Source organism: Bradyrhizobium elkanii USDA 76 (assembly GCF_023278185.1).
Taxonomy (GTDB): domain Bacteria; phylum Pseudomonadota; class Alphaproteobacteria; order Rhizobiales; family Xanthobacteraceae; genus Bradyrhizobium; species Bradyrhizobium elkanii.
In genome coordinates this window covers 8,370,370-8,384,852 of record NZ_CP066356.1, presented here as the reverse complement: position 1 = coordinate 8,384,852, position 14,483 = coordinate 8,370,370, and the positions used below count along the sequence as shown (strand labels likewise).

Genomic DNA, 14,483 nt, shown 5'->3' with positions numbered 1-14,483 from the left:
ATTGGTGCGCTTGAAGCGTCTTCGGCGCATTCATTGTGCAATCGCGCGCCGGTTTACGCTTCCTTCACCAAGCGCAGGCGCTTCCATGCCGTGAATCTGTGCCGTGCGCCGCCGGCGCGCCGGAAGCAAACTCGCGCCCGGCGTGATTCGCCTGCAAAGCAGGCATGCAAGGGCTTCTCAGGCAGCGCAGCTACTCGCCAAGAGATACCAATTTTTCAGAGACTTATCGCAGAATGTCGCCGAACTGGAATGCGCGTGGGGCGTGCGATACCGATGATGCGGCCGAAGAAAAACACCAAGAAGCCGAACCAGGCCAAACTGTCCCGTCCTCGGGGACGCCGGCCCACACCGATGCCGAAAGTGTCGGGCGGATCGCGCCGCCCCGCGGTCGAGATCGGCGAGCTGGTGCGCCAGCGCGCGCAGGCCGAGGCCGCGATCGCTGAGGCGCGCAAATCCAACGCGCGGCTGCGTGAGGCGATCGACATCCTGCCGCAGGGCATCGTGTTCCTCGACCCCGAAGGCCGCTACACGCTCTGGAACAAGAAATACTCGGAAATCTACAAGCGCAGCTCCGATCTGTTCGAGCACGGCGCGCGTCTCGAAGACACCATCCGCATCGGCGTCGCGCGCGGCGACTATCCCGAGGCTGCCGGCCGCGAGGAGGAGTGGATCGCCGAGCGGCTCAAGAAGATGTACCAACCGGGCGAGCGGCACGAGCAGGTGCTGGCCGACGGCCGCGTGGTGCTGATCGAGGAGCGGCTGACCTCGGATGGCGGCATCGTCGGCCTGCGCGTCGACATCACCGAACTGAAGCAGCGCGAGGCGTCGTTCCGCCTGCTGTTCGACGGCAATCCGGTGCCGATGATCCTGTGCGCGCTCGACGGCGAGCGGATCCTCGCGGTCAACGACGCCGCGATCGCGCATTACGGCTATGTCCGGGCCGAATTCGAGCGGATGACGATCAGGAGCCTGCAGGCGTTCGATGCCGAGCTGCCCTGGGCGGCGGGCCGCAGCAGCGACGAGCAGGCGGCGCGGACCTGGAAGCATGTGCGCGCCGACGGCACGCTGATCGACCTTGCGATCTATTCGCGCCAGCTGATGCATGGCGACCAGCCGGCGATGCTGCTCGCGCTGATGGACATCACCGAACGCAAGCGCGCCGAGGCGCGGCTCGCCTTCATGGCCCAGCACGACAGCCTGACCGGCCTGCCCAACCGCAATCTGCTGCGCCAGCAGATGGACGAGATGCTGCAGCACACCCGCCGCTCGACCGACAAGGTCGCGGTGCTGATGCTGGGCCTCGACAATTTCAAGGCGGTCAACGAGACCCTCGGTCACGGCATCGGCGACAAGCTGCTGCGCGCGGTCGCAAAGCGCCTGCGCTCGACGCTGCGCGAGGAAGATGCGCTGGCCCGTCTCAACTCCGATGAGTTCACCATCGTGCAGGGCGGCGTGATGCGGCCCGAGGACGCGGTGTTGCTGGCGCGGCGGATTTTGGACTCGATCGGCGAGCCCTATCTGCTCGAGGGGCATTCGGTGGTGATCGGCGCCAGCATCGGGATCGCGATGTCGCCCGGCGACGGCGAGGATTCCGAAAAGCTGCTGAAGAGCGCCGACATGGCCTTGTCGCGCGCCAAGAGCGAATTCCGCGGCACCTTCTCCTTCTTCGAGGCGGAGATGGACGCGCGCGCCCAAAGCCGCCGCAAGATCGAGATCGACCTGCGCGATGCGATCCAGAACGAAGGCCTGCGGCCCTATTACCAGCCGCTGGTCGATCTTGCGACCGGGCGCATCACCGGCTTCGAGGCGCTGGTGCGCTGGCCGCATCCGGAGCGCGGCATGATCTCGCCGGGCGAGTTCATCCCGGTCGCCGAGGAGACCGGGCTGATCAATCCGCTGGGCGCGCTGATGCTGCATCGTGCCTGCATGGACGCAGCGCAATGGCCGGATGACGTGCGCGTTGCGGTCAATCTGTCACCGCTGCAATTCCGCACCGGCAATCTGCTGGCGCTGGTCACCGACGCGCTGCGGCAATCCGGCCTGCCGGCGCGGCGGCTCGAGCTCGAAATCACCGAGACGCTGCTGCTCGAAAAGAGCAGCCAGGTGCTGGCGACGCTGCATGCGCTGCGTGCGCTCGGGGTGCGGATGTCGATGGACGATTTCGGCACCGGCTATTCGAGCCTCAGCTATCTGCGCAGCTTTCCGTTCGACAAGATCAAGATCGACCAGTCGTTCGTGCGCGACCTCGGCGCGAACCCCGACGCGCAGGCGATCGTGCGTTCGATCGTCAGTCTCGGCATCGGGCTCGGCGTCACCATCACCGCCGAGGGCGTCGAGACCGAGGCGGAGCTGAGCCGCCTGCGCGCCGAAGGCTGCCACGAAGGCCAGGGTTTTCTGTTCAGCCGCGCCCGGCCCAACGCCGAAGTCATCAGACTCTTGAAGGCGCAGCGCGTGGCGACGGCGGCAGGCACAGCGCTGGTCGCGTAGGGCGCGCCGCCGGCCACAACGTCGTTGCGCTGGATCCTGCAACAAATTCAGTGTCGTCCCGGCGAAGGCCGGCAACTGTTATGTTGGTTTGGTCTGCAGGTACGGCTTTCGGTCTCGCATCATGGCATTGAGGACCGTGAGCAGCTTCCTGGCGACGGCGATGAGGGCGAGTTTGGCTGGTTTTCCGGCCTGTCGCAGTCGTGCATAGAAGGCCTTGAACGGATCAGCTCTGCGAACTGCGTTGAGGGCCGCCATATAAAGGGCGTCACGAACGCGCTTTCGGCCGCCCGCAATCTTGCGCTTGCCGCGGAAGGTGCCGCTGTCGACGTTGAAGGGAGCAAGGCCAGCGAGCGCTGCGAGTTGTTTCGGTCCGACCCGCCCGAGTTCCGGCATCTGCGCGATGAGCTGCATGCAGGCCACGGGACCCACGCCGGGCAGCGAACGCATTAACTTCGCATCGTCCGCGATCTGCGCTTCGGCTTTAATCAATGCGCTGATGTCGGCCTCGATCTCGGCGATCTCGCTGTCGAGGACCTCGATGAGGCGGCCGATGCGTTCGGCCATGGCGCGATCGTCGGCCTCGCTGCGCCGGTTCTTCTCCTGGGCGCGCATGAGGACCAGCTGATCCCGCCGTTTTGCAAGCCTCGCCAAGGCGCCCCGTGCAGGATCGGCGACCTGCTCGGGGGCGGGCTGCATGGCCCGCGCAAAGGCCGCCAGCATCCGCGCATCGATCGGATCGGTCTTGGCGAGTAGGCCGCTGGCCCGTGCAAAGTCGCGGGCACGGGCCGGGTTGATCCGTGCGAACTGGATCCCGGCCTGACGCAGCGCCTCGCGAAGCGCGAGGTCATAGATACCCGTCGCCTCGAAGACCACCAGCGCATCGCATTGCCAACGCGCCACCTGCTGTGTGATGGCCTGTGTCGCGTTGGCAATGCGCCTCGGCACGCCGTCAGCCTCATCAAAGATATCGAGGTGTTTCTTGGAGATGTCGATTCCGACGTAACGAAGAGCTATGATCACGGTGCCTGTCCCTGTGATGCGAGGTCTGTTGGTGCAGCCTCGTGCAACTGTTCAGGTTGATAGATGGAACGGGCGGGAGACCGAGCCGGCTCACGGCGTCAAGCGCCAAGGACCCAACGGCTTCCCGCCCACCCTCATCCTGACACACTTCCAAGACACAGGGACCCATAACCCAAATGCCGGTCGTTGCGCGCCGCCGGAATGACGAGTCCCATTCACAACATCCGCCGCGGCGTATGGGTCCCGGCCTTCGCCGGGACGACGATTATTTCTCTGTCGTGCTGGCGAAAGCCAACGTCGTAGGGAGGACAAGGGGTTGGCGCGCCCACCATGGTGAGCACCACGTGAATGGTAGGCACGTCGCTGCGTGCCTTTGCCCGCCCTACGAAGTCTGCGACGCCTTCTTGTTCAGGTGATACGTCAGCGCCAGCGCCACGCAATGGCGCAGCGCGGGCTCCGGCAGCTTGCCCGCGACATCGAGCAGGATGGCGCGGTTGCCGCTGTAGCTGAGCTCGGGATAGAGCTCGCGGAAGGTCTCGACCAGATTGGTCTGGCAGTGGAAGTAGACCGCGACCCGGTCGGCGGCCTGCTTCACCTGATCGATCCGGACCGTGCTGCCGCTGCCGGTCTCCGGCGTGAGGTAGCTCGGCTGGCCCCATTTCAACGTCTCTTCCAGCGCGCCGACGCCTTTGGTCGCCTTCGCGGTCTCGAAGATCAGGCGCCGCAGTGCCAGCAGCCTGGCCTTGACCGGGGCAGGGTAGGCGTCGAACAGCGCAGCTGGTGGTTTCGCGTGCGACCGTGATGCCGCTTTGCTGGTCGATGTTGCCGGCTTGCGCATGGTGGGCTCCGCGAGGAGGGCGTATCCACGTCAATCTACCACAGCGCCTTGAAGGTCATATAGACCGTCATCAGCGTGACGAAGACGATCATCGCGCTGCGCAACCGCGCGCGGTCGATGCGGTTGGCGGCGCGGGCGCCGAGATCGGTGCCGGCCAGCAGGCCGACGATCACGCCCGCCAGCACCGGCCAGGACGCCAGCGAGCCTTCGCTCCAATAGATCCAGGCCGAGGGGATCGTGGTCGGGATCAGCGACATCACGAGGCTGGCCATCTGCGCCTGATGCTGCGGCATGCCGAGCACGGCGCTCAGTCCAACCACGGTCGCCAGTCCGCCGCCGATGCCGAGAAAGCCCGACGACAGGCCTGCCAGCAGCCCGACAACGAGCAGCGCCGGCCAGGATATGTCGCGCGCGGTGCCTTTGTCGTCGTGCTTCGCCTCGTCGCGTCCGCCGCGCAGGATCAGCATCGCGTCGAGCACGACGAGATAGGCCACATAGGTCCAGCGCAGCGCGGGCTCGGCGACATGGTTGGCGGCGAGCGCGCCGGCCGCGCCGCCGGCGACGAAGCCGACTGTCAGCAGCGCGATCCAGCGCAATGGCGTGCGGTTGCCGCTCTGCCAATAGCGCCGGATCCCGGTGAGGCTGGTCGGCGGCACTTGCGCGACCAGCGAGATGCCCTGCGCGACATGCTGCCCGGCGCCGAGCAGCAGCACCGAGAACACGACGAGGCCACCGCCGGGGCTGACGCCGAGCAGCCCGGCGGTGAGGCCGCCGGCAAGGCCGGTGGCGATGCCGGCAAACAGGTCGTGGACGATCACCGCATCCTCCGTCAGCGCCTGGCGGCAAGACCGGCAAGGAAGATGTCGAAGGCGTGCATCGCCTCCGCGGTCGAGACGGTTTCGCCCCACAGCCGTTGCAGCACGATGCCCTGAAACATCGCGACCATCGCCCGCGCCGCGCCGCGCGGCTGCAGGTGAGGATCGATCGCGCCGCTCTTCTGGCCGCGCCGCAGCAGGTCCACGATCAGGGCGATCGGCTGGCGGATTCCGCTCACCACCTGGTCGCGGACCACGTCGTCGCGCAGCGCCTCGGCCCAGAGCTGCAACGCGACGCGGCGGGCGCGCAGGCCTTCTTCCCTTTGCAGGTCGCCGAGAAAGGTGCGGGCGATCGACCGCAGGCTCTGCAACACATCGTCCGATGGATCCTTGAGCGCCAGCAGCGCGCTGTCGCGGCCATGGCGGCTTTCGCCGATCGCCTGGATCAACTCTTCCTTGCCGGTGAAATGCCCGTAGATGCAGCCGGCACTGAGCCCGGACTGCTTGATCACGTCCTGGATCGTGGTCTGGTGAAATCCCTGGCGGGCAAAGCAGATCTCCGCGGCCTGCAGGATCTCCTCGCGCCGGATCGCGAGCGTCTCGGGTTTCACCTTCGGCATTGTCGGGTCCTTGCCAGGTCGCGGCCGGCCGATGCGGCGGGCTTGACGATCATTTGCCGGCATTATAAAGAACGAATATTCGTTTTGTAAAGAGGGGGGGCATCGGCATGATCGGCTTTGCAAAGCTTCTGTGGCATCCGGGCACGGCTGAGACCGCTCACATCGAGCTGCCGTCGACCGGCGCGCGGATTGCGTTCCTGCTCGCGTCGTTCGCGATCGTGCTGCTGTTCGAGGCTGCGTTTCCGCTGTTCAGCTGTGGCCGCAGCGACCGGCTGCGCAATATCGGCCGCAACGCCGCCATCACCGTGATCTTCGTCGGCGTGAACCTGCTGCTCAGCCCGCTGTCGCCGCTGGCCGCGCAATGGACGCTGGATGCGAAATTCGGCCTGTCCTGGTGGCTCGGCCTGTCACCCCCGAGCCAGCTGCTGCTTGGCATCGTGGGGCTCGACCTGTTCGCCTATTTCGCCCACGTCTCCATGCACAAGCTCGGCTGGATGTGGCGCTTCCATCGCATGCACCATGCCGATCGCTTCGTCGACGTCACCACGGCGTTCCGCGAGCATCCCGGCGAGACGCTGTGGCGGATCGGCTGGCACATCGCCGGCGTCCTGGTGTTCGGAACGCCGGCCTGGGTGCTGGTCAGCTATCTGACGTTGTCGGCGCTGAACGCCCAGTTCGAGCACGCCAATATCCGCCTGCCCGAGCGGCTCGACCGCTGGCTGCGGCTCGTCTTCGTGACGCCGAACATGCACAAGATGCATCATTCGCGTCATCAGCCGGAGACCGACGCCAATTATTCGAACCTGCTCTCGATCTGGGATCGGCTCGGCGGCACCTATCATCGCGGTCCGCGCTTCGCGGAGCTGCGCTATGGCCTCGACGGCTTTGATGATCCCGAGAAGCAGTCGCTGCGCGGACTGCTGAAGATGCCGTTCATGCGCGACTGGGGCCGGCCCGGGGCAGGGCCGGACGATAAGGCGGATCGATCGGCTCCGCCGCCCATGTTGCCGTGGCCATGATCGCGGCCTGGTCCTGCTGCGTCATAGCTCCGAGGCGTATGCTTTCTGTCCCGTCATCCTGAGGAGCCGCGTAGCGGCGTCTCGAACGATGGATCGGCCCCGCTGGTGGCCGTCGACCCTTCGAGGGCCGCTGAAGAAGCGGCCACCTCCAGCGACAAAGGCGAAGCCTTTGCGCGGGGGTGACGGATGACGGGTATTGTGCCTATGACAAGGCAAGATCAGGCCGCGTTGCGCAGCCCGGCAAGGAAGGTGTCGACGCTGTGCGACAGCGCGGCGGCGTGATCGCCGAGCTGGCCGGAGGCATCCAGCACATTGCCGGTGAGGGCCCGCGACTGGCCGGCGGCCTCGCTCGCGCCCGCGATATTGGCGGAGACCTCGACGGTCCCGGTGGACGCCTGCTGCACGCTGCGGGCAATCTCCCGCGTCGCCGAGTCCTGCTGCTCGACGGCGGCCGCGATCGCGGTGGCGATACCGGAGATCTCGCGGATGGTGCCGCTGATGTCGCCGATCGCGCTGACGCAGTTGCCGGTGGCGGACTGGATCGCGCCGACCTGGCCGGCGATCTCCTCGGTCGCCTTCGCGGTCTGGCTCGCCAGGTCCTTGACCTCGGCGGCGACCACGGCAAAGCCGCGACCGGCCTCGCCGGCGCGGGCGGCCTCGATGGTGGCGTTGAGCGCCAGCAGATTGGTCTGGCTCGCGATCGCGCTGATCAGGCGCAGCACGTCGCCGATCTTCTCTGCCGATGCGGCGAGGCTCGTCACCATCTCGGTGGTCTCCATGGCCTTGGTCACGGCGCTGTCGGCGACGCGGCTGGAATGGGTGACCTGGCGGCCGATCTCGGTGATCGAGGACGCCAGTTCCTCGGTTGCGGCTGCGACCGCGTTGACGCTGGCGGAGGCTTCCTCGGACGCGGCGGCTGCCGCCGAGGTCCGTTCGGAGGCGCCGTTGACGCTGGCCGTGATCTCGCCCGCGACGCGCTGCATGTCGCCCGAGGACCGTGCGACGGCGGCGACCATGCCCTTGACGTCGGCTTCGAAACGGTCGGCCATCTGCCGCTGCAAGGCCTGCTTGTCGGCCTCCGCTTTCACCTTGTCGGCTTCCTGCGCCCCGCGCAGCGAGGAGGTTTCGACCATGCTGCGGCGGAATACGTCGACCGCCTTCGCCATCGTGCCGAGCTCGTCGCGGCGCTCGCTGCCGGGTATCGTGACGCTGGTGTCGCCGCTGGACAGCCGGTTCATGACCGCGGTGATCGCGGTGAGCGGCCGTGACAGGCCGCGGCCGAGCAGGAACGCGAGCAGCACGGCGGCTGCCATGATCGCGACCACGCCGAGGATCAGATTGCGCTGCGCGCTCGCGGCGGCGGCTTCATAGTCGCTGGTGTCCTTGACGATCTCGAGCACGGCGACCGGTTCGCCGGCATAGTTCTTGATCTGGCCGAGATAGAGCTCCACCGCATGGCCGTCGAGAACCGCGTCGCGCAGCAGGGCCGTACCGTTCATCACGCGCTTGAGCTCGTCCTGGGTCGCGACCACGGTATCGCCGAAGGTCGAGGACAGCCGCTTGAAGCTCTGGCCGTCGAAGGAATGCACCGCGAGATCGATGCCGAAGCGCTTCTTGGCGCGGTCGACGAATTCCTTGCCGAAGGCGGCGCCGACGTCGACATTGGCCAGCGTCTTGCCCTCGTGCATGATCGGGGTCATGCCGAAGATCGACAGCGCTTCGCGGCCGGGCTCGACGCCGACGATCGGCTTGCCGGTCCTGTTCGATTCCACCACCGTCATGCGCCGCGTGGAGGCGTCGTCGCCGAAGGTCTTCGGCGCATGGACCCGGTAGAAGCTGGTCGCCGGGGGCTGCCAGAACGAGATCAGCGGGATGCCCTGCGCCTTCATCGACGCCCAGGAGGCGCCGAGCAGCTTGCCGAGGCCGTCGCGGTCGCCCTTGGCGATGGCGTCCTCGACCGGCGGCAGGGCGGCGATGACCGCCGAGACCGCGAGCGCGGCGCGCCCCTCGTAGTCGATCGCTGCAATCACGCTGTCATATTGCAGCTTGAGCTGCTGATCGAGCGCGAGCCGGGTCAGCGCCCGCTGCTGGCTGATGGAGAAGCCGCCGAGGATGGCGCAGGCGACCGCGACGGTCAGCGAAATCGCCAGAATGAGGCGGGCGGCAATCGATCGAAGCGTGAACATGGGACCAGCGAAACTCCAGGCATTAGCGCCGTCCGCAAACTCTCAGAAAAAGCTTAACAACCGGATGTTGCGCCGCCGGTATTCGTGCGGGGGGCCATCGTCGCCGGTGCCTGCTTTCGTACCGTGAGCCCAAATCGAGATGAGGTTGAGTTGAATCGGCCGGACCTCGGTCGTCTCCCGCTTGCGGGGGTAAGCGGACACGCGGCCTCGAGCGCAGGGATGTCGTTCGGCTGAATGAAAGAAGCCGCCAACTGAGGTGGCCATTACTTTGCCGCCTCAGGTCTCGAGTTCTTGCTGCGCCACTCAGCCAGCTTCGCGCTATTTGCGCAGCGACGCGACGTAAGCGGCGATATCCGCTGCTTCGGCTCGGTTCAGCGGAAAATTTGGCATCTTGGGATGCGGGTCGAGCAGGAAAAACGCCAGCTTCTCGGGACTAAAATCTGGGTTACGCGCAACCGCAGCAAATGGCGGCACATCGGCGACTGCCTGCTTCTGATCGTCGCTCACCACGTGACAGGTGGCGCACCATCGTTTTGCCAGCTCCGCCCCGTGGTTTGCATCCGCAGCAATGACCGCCGATCCGGTCAGTTCAAACGCGACAGCAAGAATCGCTGCATGACAGATTTGCATTGAGCAAGATTCCAACTCGATGGATCTCTTGTAGCGCTGATCGGCCACCGCTTGAAGGGGGCAGGTGATTGCGATGCTTTCGTGCCGCATTGCAGCACGGCCGTATTCCTTGTGGGATCGGGGTCGGATCAACTTGGTCGAGTGATTGGACGCCTCTCCTGATGCCTGAAGAGATCGCGAACGCCAACATTGCGCACTTCAAGACGCTGAGACCGAAACAGACGCGGAGAGAGGCGCGCCGCCATCGAACGTCTGCTGGCGGAGGAGAAACTAAAGGTCGCCGCCTTGCGCAATTCCCGGACCGAGCACAACAAAAAGCGCCGAGTTGGAGGCCTTCCATTCGCGCCAATGGGTTGGATGAATGGCCACGGGGGCGGCTGTCTCTGCGCTTACCCAACCCCGAAGCACACGGCGGCACGGAAAGACAACCGCGTGGGTTTCTCCAGCGTCGAGAACCGCGACTTCGAGATCACGGTCGAACGGTGCGCTCGCTATCGTCTGCCAGTCCATAGCAAAATGGTCTGGCAGTTCCTTGGCAGCGTCTTTGACCTTCATCAATTCAAGCTTGGTCATTGTTCGTCGAACATCGCTAACGGACACTCTTTGCTCATCATGGCCCGAGCATCCTGGCCTCATCGAGCATCATCTAGCCCGACGGAGCCGTATTTGAAATTCGGGTGGTGTCCGTAAGGGGTTTCCCGGATCGAAAGTCCGGTGTCGGGGTGAAGCGGACCTCACGGTTGCGCGTTCCGACTTCCGAGTTTGACCCTCAACTGACCTCCCCAGCCCTCGACACGAGTAGTTTCACCGCTGATTACTTATGTTAATCACCGGTAGGCTGTGGCACGATGGAACTCGGCAATCGGGCAACCAGCGGCAAGCATGGCTGACTTCGTCTTTCGAGCGAACATCGCTCATTACAAAGAGCTTTTGGAAACGGAAACCGACGCTCGGAAGATCGAGACGTTGCGCAAGCTGTTGGCCGAGGAAGAAGGCAAGCTGGCCCAATGGCTGGCCAAAAATCCACAGCCGCCTGCTAAAGAATAGAGGCTCCCCCGGGGATCACTACTGGACTTTGATACCGATCAATAGCTGGTAGCGGGTTGCTCTCTAGCCTTTCGTGATGATTCCCCTGCCGTCGCGCCCTCGAGGGCTGGATCAAGACATCAACCGGCCATCCCGCTCAGGTTCATCTGACGCACTGGCGTAATTGGGACAAGTAGCAAGGAAGGTTGCGCCATGCGACAGAACAGCGGAACGACTGCGATGACGCGATCCTTGCTGGTACTGACCATATGTCTCTTTTCGAGCACCATGGCCCAGGCGCGGGCTGAGGAGCAGCGGCATGGCAAAGAGATGTTGCAAAAGCTATGCGCCGGATGTCACTCCATTGGCAGGACCGGGAACAGCCCGAACAGGCTGGCGCCGCCCTTTCGCACCTTCAGTGAAACCAAACTCTACGACAGCGACTTCTTGCAACGACTGCAGGACGGCTATAGCAGCATCCATCCCTCCATGCCGACCTTCCGCTTCAGCAGGGAGGATGCGGAGGAGGTCGTCAGCTATATGAAGTCAATTCAGGAACCTCCCAAGTCGAAATAACCTCAAATCGCGGCAGGAAGGGCTCAGGATTGTTCTGCCACTCATACAGCGCCGCCGTGCGCTTGGGTGCCGAAGGACGCATAGCGCCGAAGCAGATATGCTTCATCGCGCCGTCGGCGGCGCGGAGAGATTGCCCGCCAGGATCGCCTTGCCGGCGTCCTCATATTGCGTGTCGCGGGCCTGGATCTGCTGTGCGATCGCATGCATGTCGCGAAACCGCCGCTCGAACGGATTTTTCGCGAATACCGCCGTCGCGCCCGACATGTGATAGGCGATGTCGACCACGGCGGCCGACTGGTGGATGGTCCAGGTCGAGGCGATGCGGATCGCGACGCGATGCGCCTCGGTGATGGGATCGCCGCGGACGAGATCGCTCCAGACGTCGTGGGCCGTCGTGTACAGATAGGCGCGCGCGGCGCGCAGGCTCGCCTCGGTGCGGCCGATCTGGCCTTGCACGGCATTGTTGTCGCGCATCGCCTTGAGGCCCTGCGGGGTCTTGCCGCGGGCAAGCTCGGTCGTCGCATCCAGCATGGCGCGGGCGACGCCGAGCGAGGTGGCGGCAAAGCCCATGCTGAACACCATGTTGGTGGAGAGCTTGTAGAGCGGCCCCGGCTCGCGGCACGCGGCCGGATCGTCGCGCAGCGCGGCGAATTTTTCCGGAATGAAGAGGTTGTCGACCGAATAGGAATCGGTGCCGGTGCCTTTCAGGCCGATCACGTCCCAGACGTCGTACATCACGGCCTGCGACATCGGAAACAGGATGGTGCGGATCTCCGGCGAACCGTCGGCCCTCTTGCGCGGTGAACCGTCGGCCTCGACGACGCGGACATGGGCGCCGAGCCAGCTCGCCTGTCGCGAGCCCGAGGCGAAATCCCAGCGCGCACTGGCGCGATAGCCGCCGGGCTCGGCACGCACCTCATGGGCGATCGCGCCCCATGCCAGGATGCCGGGCGCGGTGTTGAAGATTTCGTCGGCCACGTCGGGCTCGAGATAGGCCGCGGTCATGGCGCAGACGCTGCACTGGCCGAGGCACCACGCCGTGGAGGCATCGGCCTTGGCGATCTCCTCCTGCATCTGCATGAACGCGTCCAGCGTCGCCTCGGCGCCGCCAAAACGCTTCGGCAGCAGCGCGCGATAGAGCCCGTTCTCGACCAGCGCTGCGGTGACGGCCGGCGTCAGCCGCCGCGTCCGTTCGATCTCGTCGGCTTCACTTGTGATCAGCGGCGTCAGCGCGCGCGCCCGCTCGACAAGGTCTACTCCCTGCGGCCTGTTCATGCGTGTCCTCGGCGCCTTCTGTCATTCTTGTTGGGCGGGTGCGTGATGGTGACGCATCCGGCAAAGGAGGGCAAGGCGGGGCGGCGCCGATGCAGATCAGCCATCCGCCGCGCGCGAACGACGAACGCTGCCGCGCTCAGGCGGTGGCGCGGCCGAGATCGAGCGACGGCTGGCGCTTGGTGGAAAAACTCAGCGCCACCGCAACCGCGGCGAGGCCGATCGCGAACGAACCGGCGTGCAGCCACGTATAGCCGTGGAACGTGTCGAACACGTAACCGCCGGCCCACGGCCCGAGCGCCATGCCGAGGCTGGCGAACGCCGACACCGCGCCGAACACCGTGCCCATGATGCGCGCGCCGAAGAACTCGCGCACCAGCACGGCGTAGAGCGGCATCACCCCGCCATAGGCGAGGCCGAACACGACAGACAGCGCATAGAATTCGCCGAGCTGCGCCACCGCGAGATAGGTCGCGATCGACAGCGCCTGCACCAGAAGGCCGCCGACCAGCACCGGCTTGGCGCCGAGCCGGTCGGCGAGCACGCCGAGCAGCAGCCGGCCGCCGAGCCCGGAGAAGCCGGCGAGGCTGTAGACCGTGACCGCGGTGAGCGGCGCGATGCCGCACACCATGGCGTAGGACACCATGTGGAAGATCGGGCCGGAATGCGCCGCGCAGCAGGCGAAATGCGCCAGCGCCAGCGTAATGAATTGCGGCGTGCGCAGCGCCTGCGCCGCGGTCCATTCGGTCTGCGGCGCGTTCGCGGCGGTCGGGATTGCGACGTCCGTTCCCTGCGGCGCCGGACGCACCAGGAACGACGCGGGGATCAACAGTGCCCATGCGGCGATGCCGATCACGAGCATCGCGAAGCGCCAGTCATAGGCCGTGATCAGCCAGCTTGCCGACGGCGCGACGGTCAGCGGCGACACGCCCATGCCGGCCGACACCAGCGCGACGGCAAGGCTGCGATGCTTGTCGATCCAGGCGCTGGCGAGCGCCATCATCGGCGCATAGAAGCTGCCGGCCGCGATCCCGATCAGCACGCCGAAGCAGAGCTGGAATTGCCACAGGCTCTGCGCCTGGCTTGCCGTCACGAGGCCGAGCCCGAGCAGCAGGCTGCCCGCCAGCACCACGATGCGGGTGCCGAAGCGGTCGGACAGCGCGCCCCAGGCGAACGCCGCAAAACCCATGCAGAGGAAATCCAGCGTCGCCGCCGCCGAGATGCCGGCGCGCGACCAGCCCATCGCATCCGAGATCGGCTGCAGGAACACCGCGAGCGACAGCATGGTGCCGAAGCCGACGCAAGTCATCAGCGCGCCCGCGCCGACGACGACCCAGCCATAATCCAACCGAGCGGTCTTGCTCATGCGTTTCCCCGGCGCTGTTGTTTGTTGTGGTGCGCGCAGGGAGGATGCTGGCCTATCCGAGGTCCAGGGGCAACATGACGGGCAACATGCCTCTCATTCCGGGATCAGCGGATTGTGAGTTGCGTGCGCAGGATGTCGCAGCGACGCGCGGCTAGAGCCCCGTTCCGATAGAATCGGAACGGGGGCTCTAGACACTTGCTTTGACGCGTTTTCTTCACGCGAACCGGGAGCCACTTCGCTCGAAAACGCTCTAGCCGCACTGCCAGGCCCGGCCGATCGGCGTCCAGGTCCAGCACGGGCCAAAACTGCCGCCATTGTAGCGGCCGCGATAGAATCCGGGGCGGCCGAAATAGTACCAATCCCCGCCATACCAATATTGCGGCGAATAGTCCGGGTAGCCGCGCGCGGCGCCGCGCGGGCCGAACACCGGAATGGTTTGGTTCGGCGGCTGCCGGTAGCCGGGCAGGAAGCCATAGCCGTGCCAGCGCGTGCTGCCGTGCCGCTTCTTCGAGGACGCGGCCGAGCTCAGGTCCGGCTGCAGCAATGCGAGGATGACGATCAGGAGGGGCAGAATGCGCAACATGATCGGAGCTTAGTCCGGCCACCGCGTGAACGCGATTCAAATCAT

General features: G+C 65.6%; 14 protein-coding genes. 4 read left to right on the top strand and 10 right to left on the bottom strand.

The annotated features are described in order from the left end of the window. Window positions 1-276 precede the first annotated feature (276 nt). Complete coding sequence (locus JEY66_RS39705; RefSeq protein WP_162136769.1) at window positions 277-2,487, top strand: putative bifunctional diguanylate cyclase/phosphodiesterase; 2,211 nt, start codon at window positions 277-279, stop codon at window positions 2,485-2,487. 78 nt (window positions 2,488-2,565) lie between these two features. On the opposite strand, the gene JEY66_RS39700 is transcribed toward JEY66_RS39705, so the two are convergent. The 4 genes from JEY66_RS39700 to JEY66_RS39685 form a co-directional block, all read right to left on the bottom strand. Continuing rightward, a complete protein-coding gene (locus JEY66_RS39700; RefSeq protein ID WP_018271587.1) occupies window positions 2,566-3,507 on the bottom strand; it encodes an IS110 family transposase in 942 nt (313 codons plus the stop codon). 382 nt (window positions 3,508-3,889) lie between these two features. After that, window positions 3,890-4,345, bottom strand: a complete 456-nt coding sequence (locus JEY66_RS39695; RefSeq protein WP_016843319.1) for a DUF1801 domain-containing protein — start codon at window positions 4,343-4,345, stop codon at window positions 3,890-3,892. Window positions 4,346-4,380: 35 nt separating this feature from the next. Next, window positions 4,381-5,163 carry a sulfite exporter TauE/SafE family protein gene (locus JEY66_RS39690; protein ID WP_018269549.1) on the bottom strand — a complete coding sequence of 261 codons (783 nt, stop codon included), beginning with the start codon at window positions 5,161-5,163 and terminating at the stop codon, window positions 4,381-4,383. Between the two features lie 11 nt (window positions 5,164-5,174). Then, a complete protein-coding gene (locus JEY66_RS39685; protein ID WP_018269550.1) occupies window positions 5,175-5,780 on the bottom strand; it encodes a TetR/AcrR family transcriptional regulator in 606 nt (201 codons plus the stop codon). A gap of 107 nt (window positions 5,781-5,887) precedes the next feature. On the opposite strand from JEY66_RS39685, the gene JEY66_RS39680 reads away from it, so the two are divergent. Next, window positions 5,888-6,799 (top strand): sterol desaturase family protein, encoded by a 912-nt coding sequence (locus tag JEY66_RS39680; protein WP_016843316.1) that lies wholly within the window; start codon window positions 5,888-5,890, stop codon window positions 6,797-6,799. A gap of 218 nt (window positions 6,800-7,017) precedes the next feature. Here JEY66_RS39680 and JEY66_RS39675 read toward each other — a convergent pair whose 3' ends face one another. The 3 genes from JEY66_RS39675 to JEY66_RS39665 all read right to left on the bottom strand — a co-directional run bounded on the left by JEY66_RS39675 (window position 7,018) and on the right by JEY66_RS39665 (window position 10,188). Next, a complete protein-coding gene (locus tag JEY66_RS39675) occupies window positions 7,018-8,985 on the bottom strand; it encodes a methyl-accepting chemotaxis protein (protein ID WP_018269551.1) in 1,968 nt (655 codons plus the stop codon). 318 nt (window positions 8,986-9,303) lie between these two features. Then, window positions 9,304-9,705: a c-type cytochrome gene (locus tag JEY66_RS39670; RefSeq protein WP_016843301.1), complete on the bottom strand. Its 402-nt coding sequence runs from the start codon at window positions 9,703-9,705 to the stop codon at window positions 9,304-9,306. Between the two features lie 180 nt (window positions 9,706-9,885). After that, window positions 9,886-10,188 (bottom strand): hypothetical protein, encoded by a 303-nt coding sequence (locus JEY66_RS39665; protein WP_016843300.1) that lies wholly within the window; start codon window positions 10,186-10,188, stop codon window positions 9,886-9,888. Between the two features lie 309 nt (window positions 10,189-10,497). Between JEY66_RS39665 and JEY66_RS39660 the strand changes: the two genes are divergently transcribed. Both JEY66_RS39660 and JEY66_RS39655 read left to right on the top strand, forming a co-directional pair. After that, window positions 10,498-10,662: a hypothetical protein gene (locus JEY66_RS39660; protein ID WP_016843299.1), complete on the top strand. Its 165-nt coding sequence runs from the start codon at window positions 10,498-10,500 to the stop codon at window positions 10,660-10,662. 192 nt (window positions 10,663-10,854) lie between these two features. Continuing rightward, entirely contained in the window at window positions 10,855-11,217 is a 363-nt protein-coding gene (locus JEY66_RS39655) for a c-type cytochrome (protein WP_016843298.1), read from the top strand. A 102-nt stretch (window positions 11,218-11,319) separates the two neighbouring features. On the opposite strand, the gene JEY66_RS39650 is transcribed toward JEY66_RS39655, so the two are convergent. From JEY66_RS39650 to JEY66_RS39640, 3 genes are all read right to left on the bottom strand, one after another. Next, window positions 11,320-12,492 carry an acyl-CoA dehydrogenase family protein gene (locus JEY66_RS39650; RefSeq protein WP_016843297.1) on the bottom strand — a complete coding sequence of 391 codons (1,173 nt, stop codon included), beginning with the start codon at window positions 12,490-12,492 and terminating at the stop codon, window positions 11,320-11,322. A gap of 136 nt (window positions 12,493-12,628) precedes the next feature. Beyond that, the gene (locus JEY66_RS39645; RefSeq protein ID WP_018269552.1) at window positions 12,629-13,855 is read right to left on the bottom strand and encodes an MFS transporter; all 1,227 of its coding nucleotides are present in this window, start codon (window positions 13,853-13,855) and stop codon (window positions 12,629-12,631) included. A 250-nt stretch (window positions 13,856-14,105) separates the two neighbouring features. Continuing rightward, on the bottom strand, window positions 14,106-14,438 hold the full coding sequence (locus JEY66_RS39640) for a hypothetical protein (protein WP_016843295.1): 333 nt from the start codon (window positions 14,436-14,438) through the stop codon (window positions 14,106-14,108). Window positions 14,439-14,483 lie beyond the last annotated feature (45 nt).

Excerpts from the sequence above, each read along its gene's own strand:
- JEY66_RS39705 (WP_162136769.1), top strand. The coding sequence starts at position 277 with ATGCGGCCGAAGAAAAACACCAAGAAGCCGAACCAGGCCAAACTGTCC.
- JEY66_RS39695 (WP_016843319.1), bottom strand. The coding sequence starts at position 4,345 with ATGCGCAAGCCGGCAACATCGACCAGCAAAGCGGCATCACGGTCGCAC.
- JEY66_RS39685 (WP_018269550.1), bottom strand. The coding sequence starts at position 5,780 with ATGCCGAAGGTGAAACCCGAGACGCTCGCGATCCGGCGCGAGGAGATC.
- JEY66_RS39680 (WP_016843316.1), top strand. The coding sequence starts at position 5,888 with ATGATCGGCTTTGCAAAGCTTCTGTGGCATCCGGGCACGGCTGAGACC.
- JEY66_RS39675 (WP_018269551.1), bottom strand. The coding sequence starts at position 8,985 with ATGTTCACGCTTCGATCGATTGCCGCCCGCCTCATTCTGGCGATTTCG.
- JEY66_RS39670 (WP_016843301.1), bottom strand. The coding sequence starts at position 9,705 with ATGCGGCACGAAAGCATCGCAATCACCTGCCCCCTTCAAGCGGTGGCC.
- JEY66_RS39665 (WP_016843300.1), bottom strand. The coding sequence starts at position 10,188 with ATGACCAAGCTTGAATTGATGAAGGTCAAAGACGCTGCCAAGGAACTG.
- JEY66_RS39660 (WP_016843299.1), top strand. The coding sequence starts at position 10,498 with ATGGCTGACTTCGTCTTTCGAGCGAACATCGCTCATTACAAAGAGCTT.
- JEY66_RS39655 (WP_016843298.1), top strand. The coding sequence starts at position 10,855 with ATGCGACAGAACAGCGGAACGACTGCGATGACGCGATCCTTGCTGGTA.
- JEY66_RS39650 (WP_016843297.1), bottom strand. The coding sequence starts at position 12,492 with ATGAACAGGCCGCAGGGAGTAGACCTTGTCGAGCGGGCGCGCGCGCTG.
- JEY66_RS39645 (WP_018269552.1), bottom strand. The coding sequence starts at position 13,855 with ATGAGCAAGACCGCTCGGTTGGATTATGGCTGGGTCGTCGTCGGCGCG.
- JEY66_RS39640 (WP_016843295.1), bottom strand. The coding sequence starts at position 14,438 with ATGTTGCGCATTCTGCCCCTCCTGATCGTCATCCTCGCATTGCTGCAG.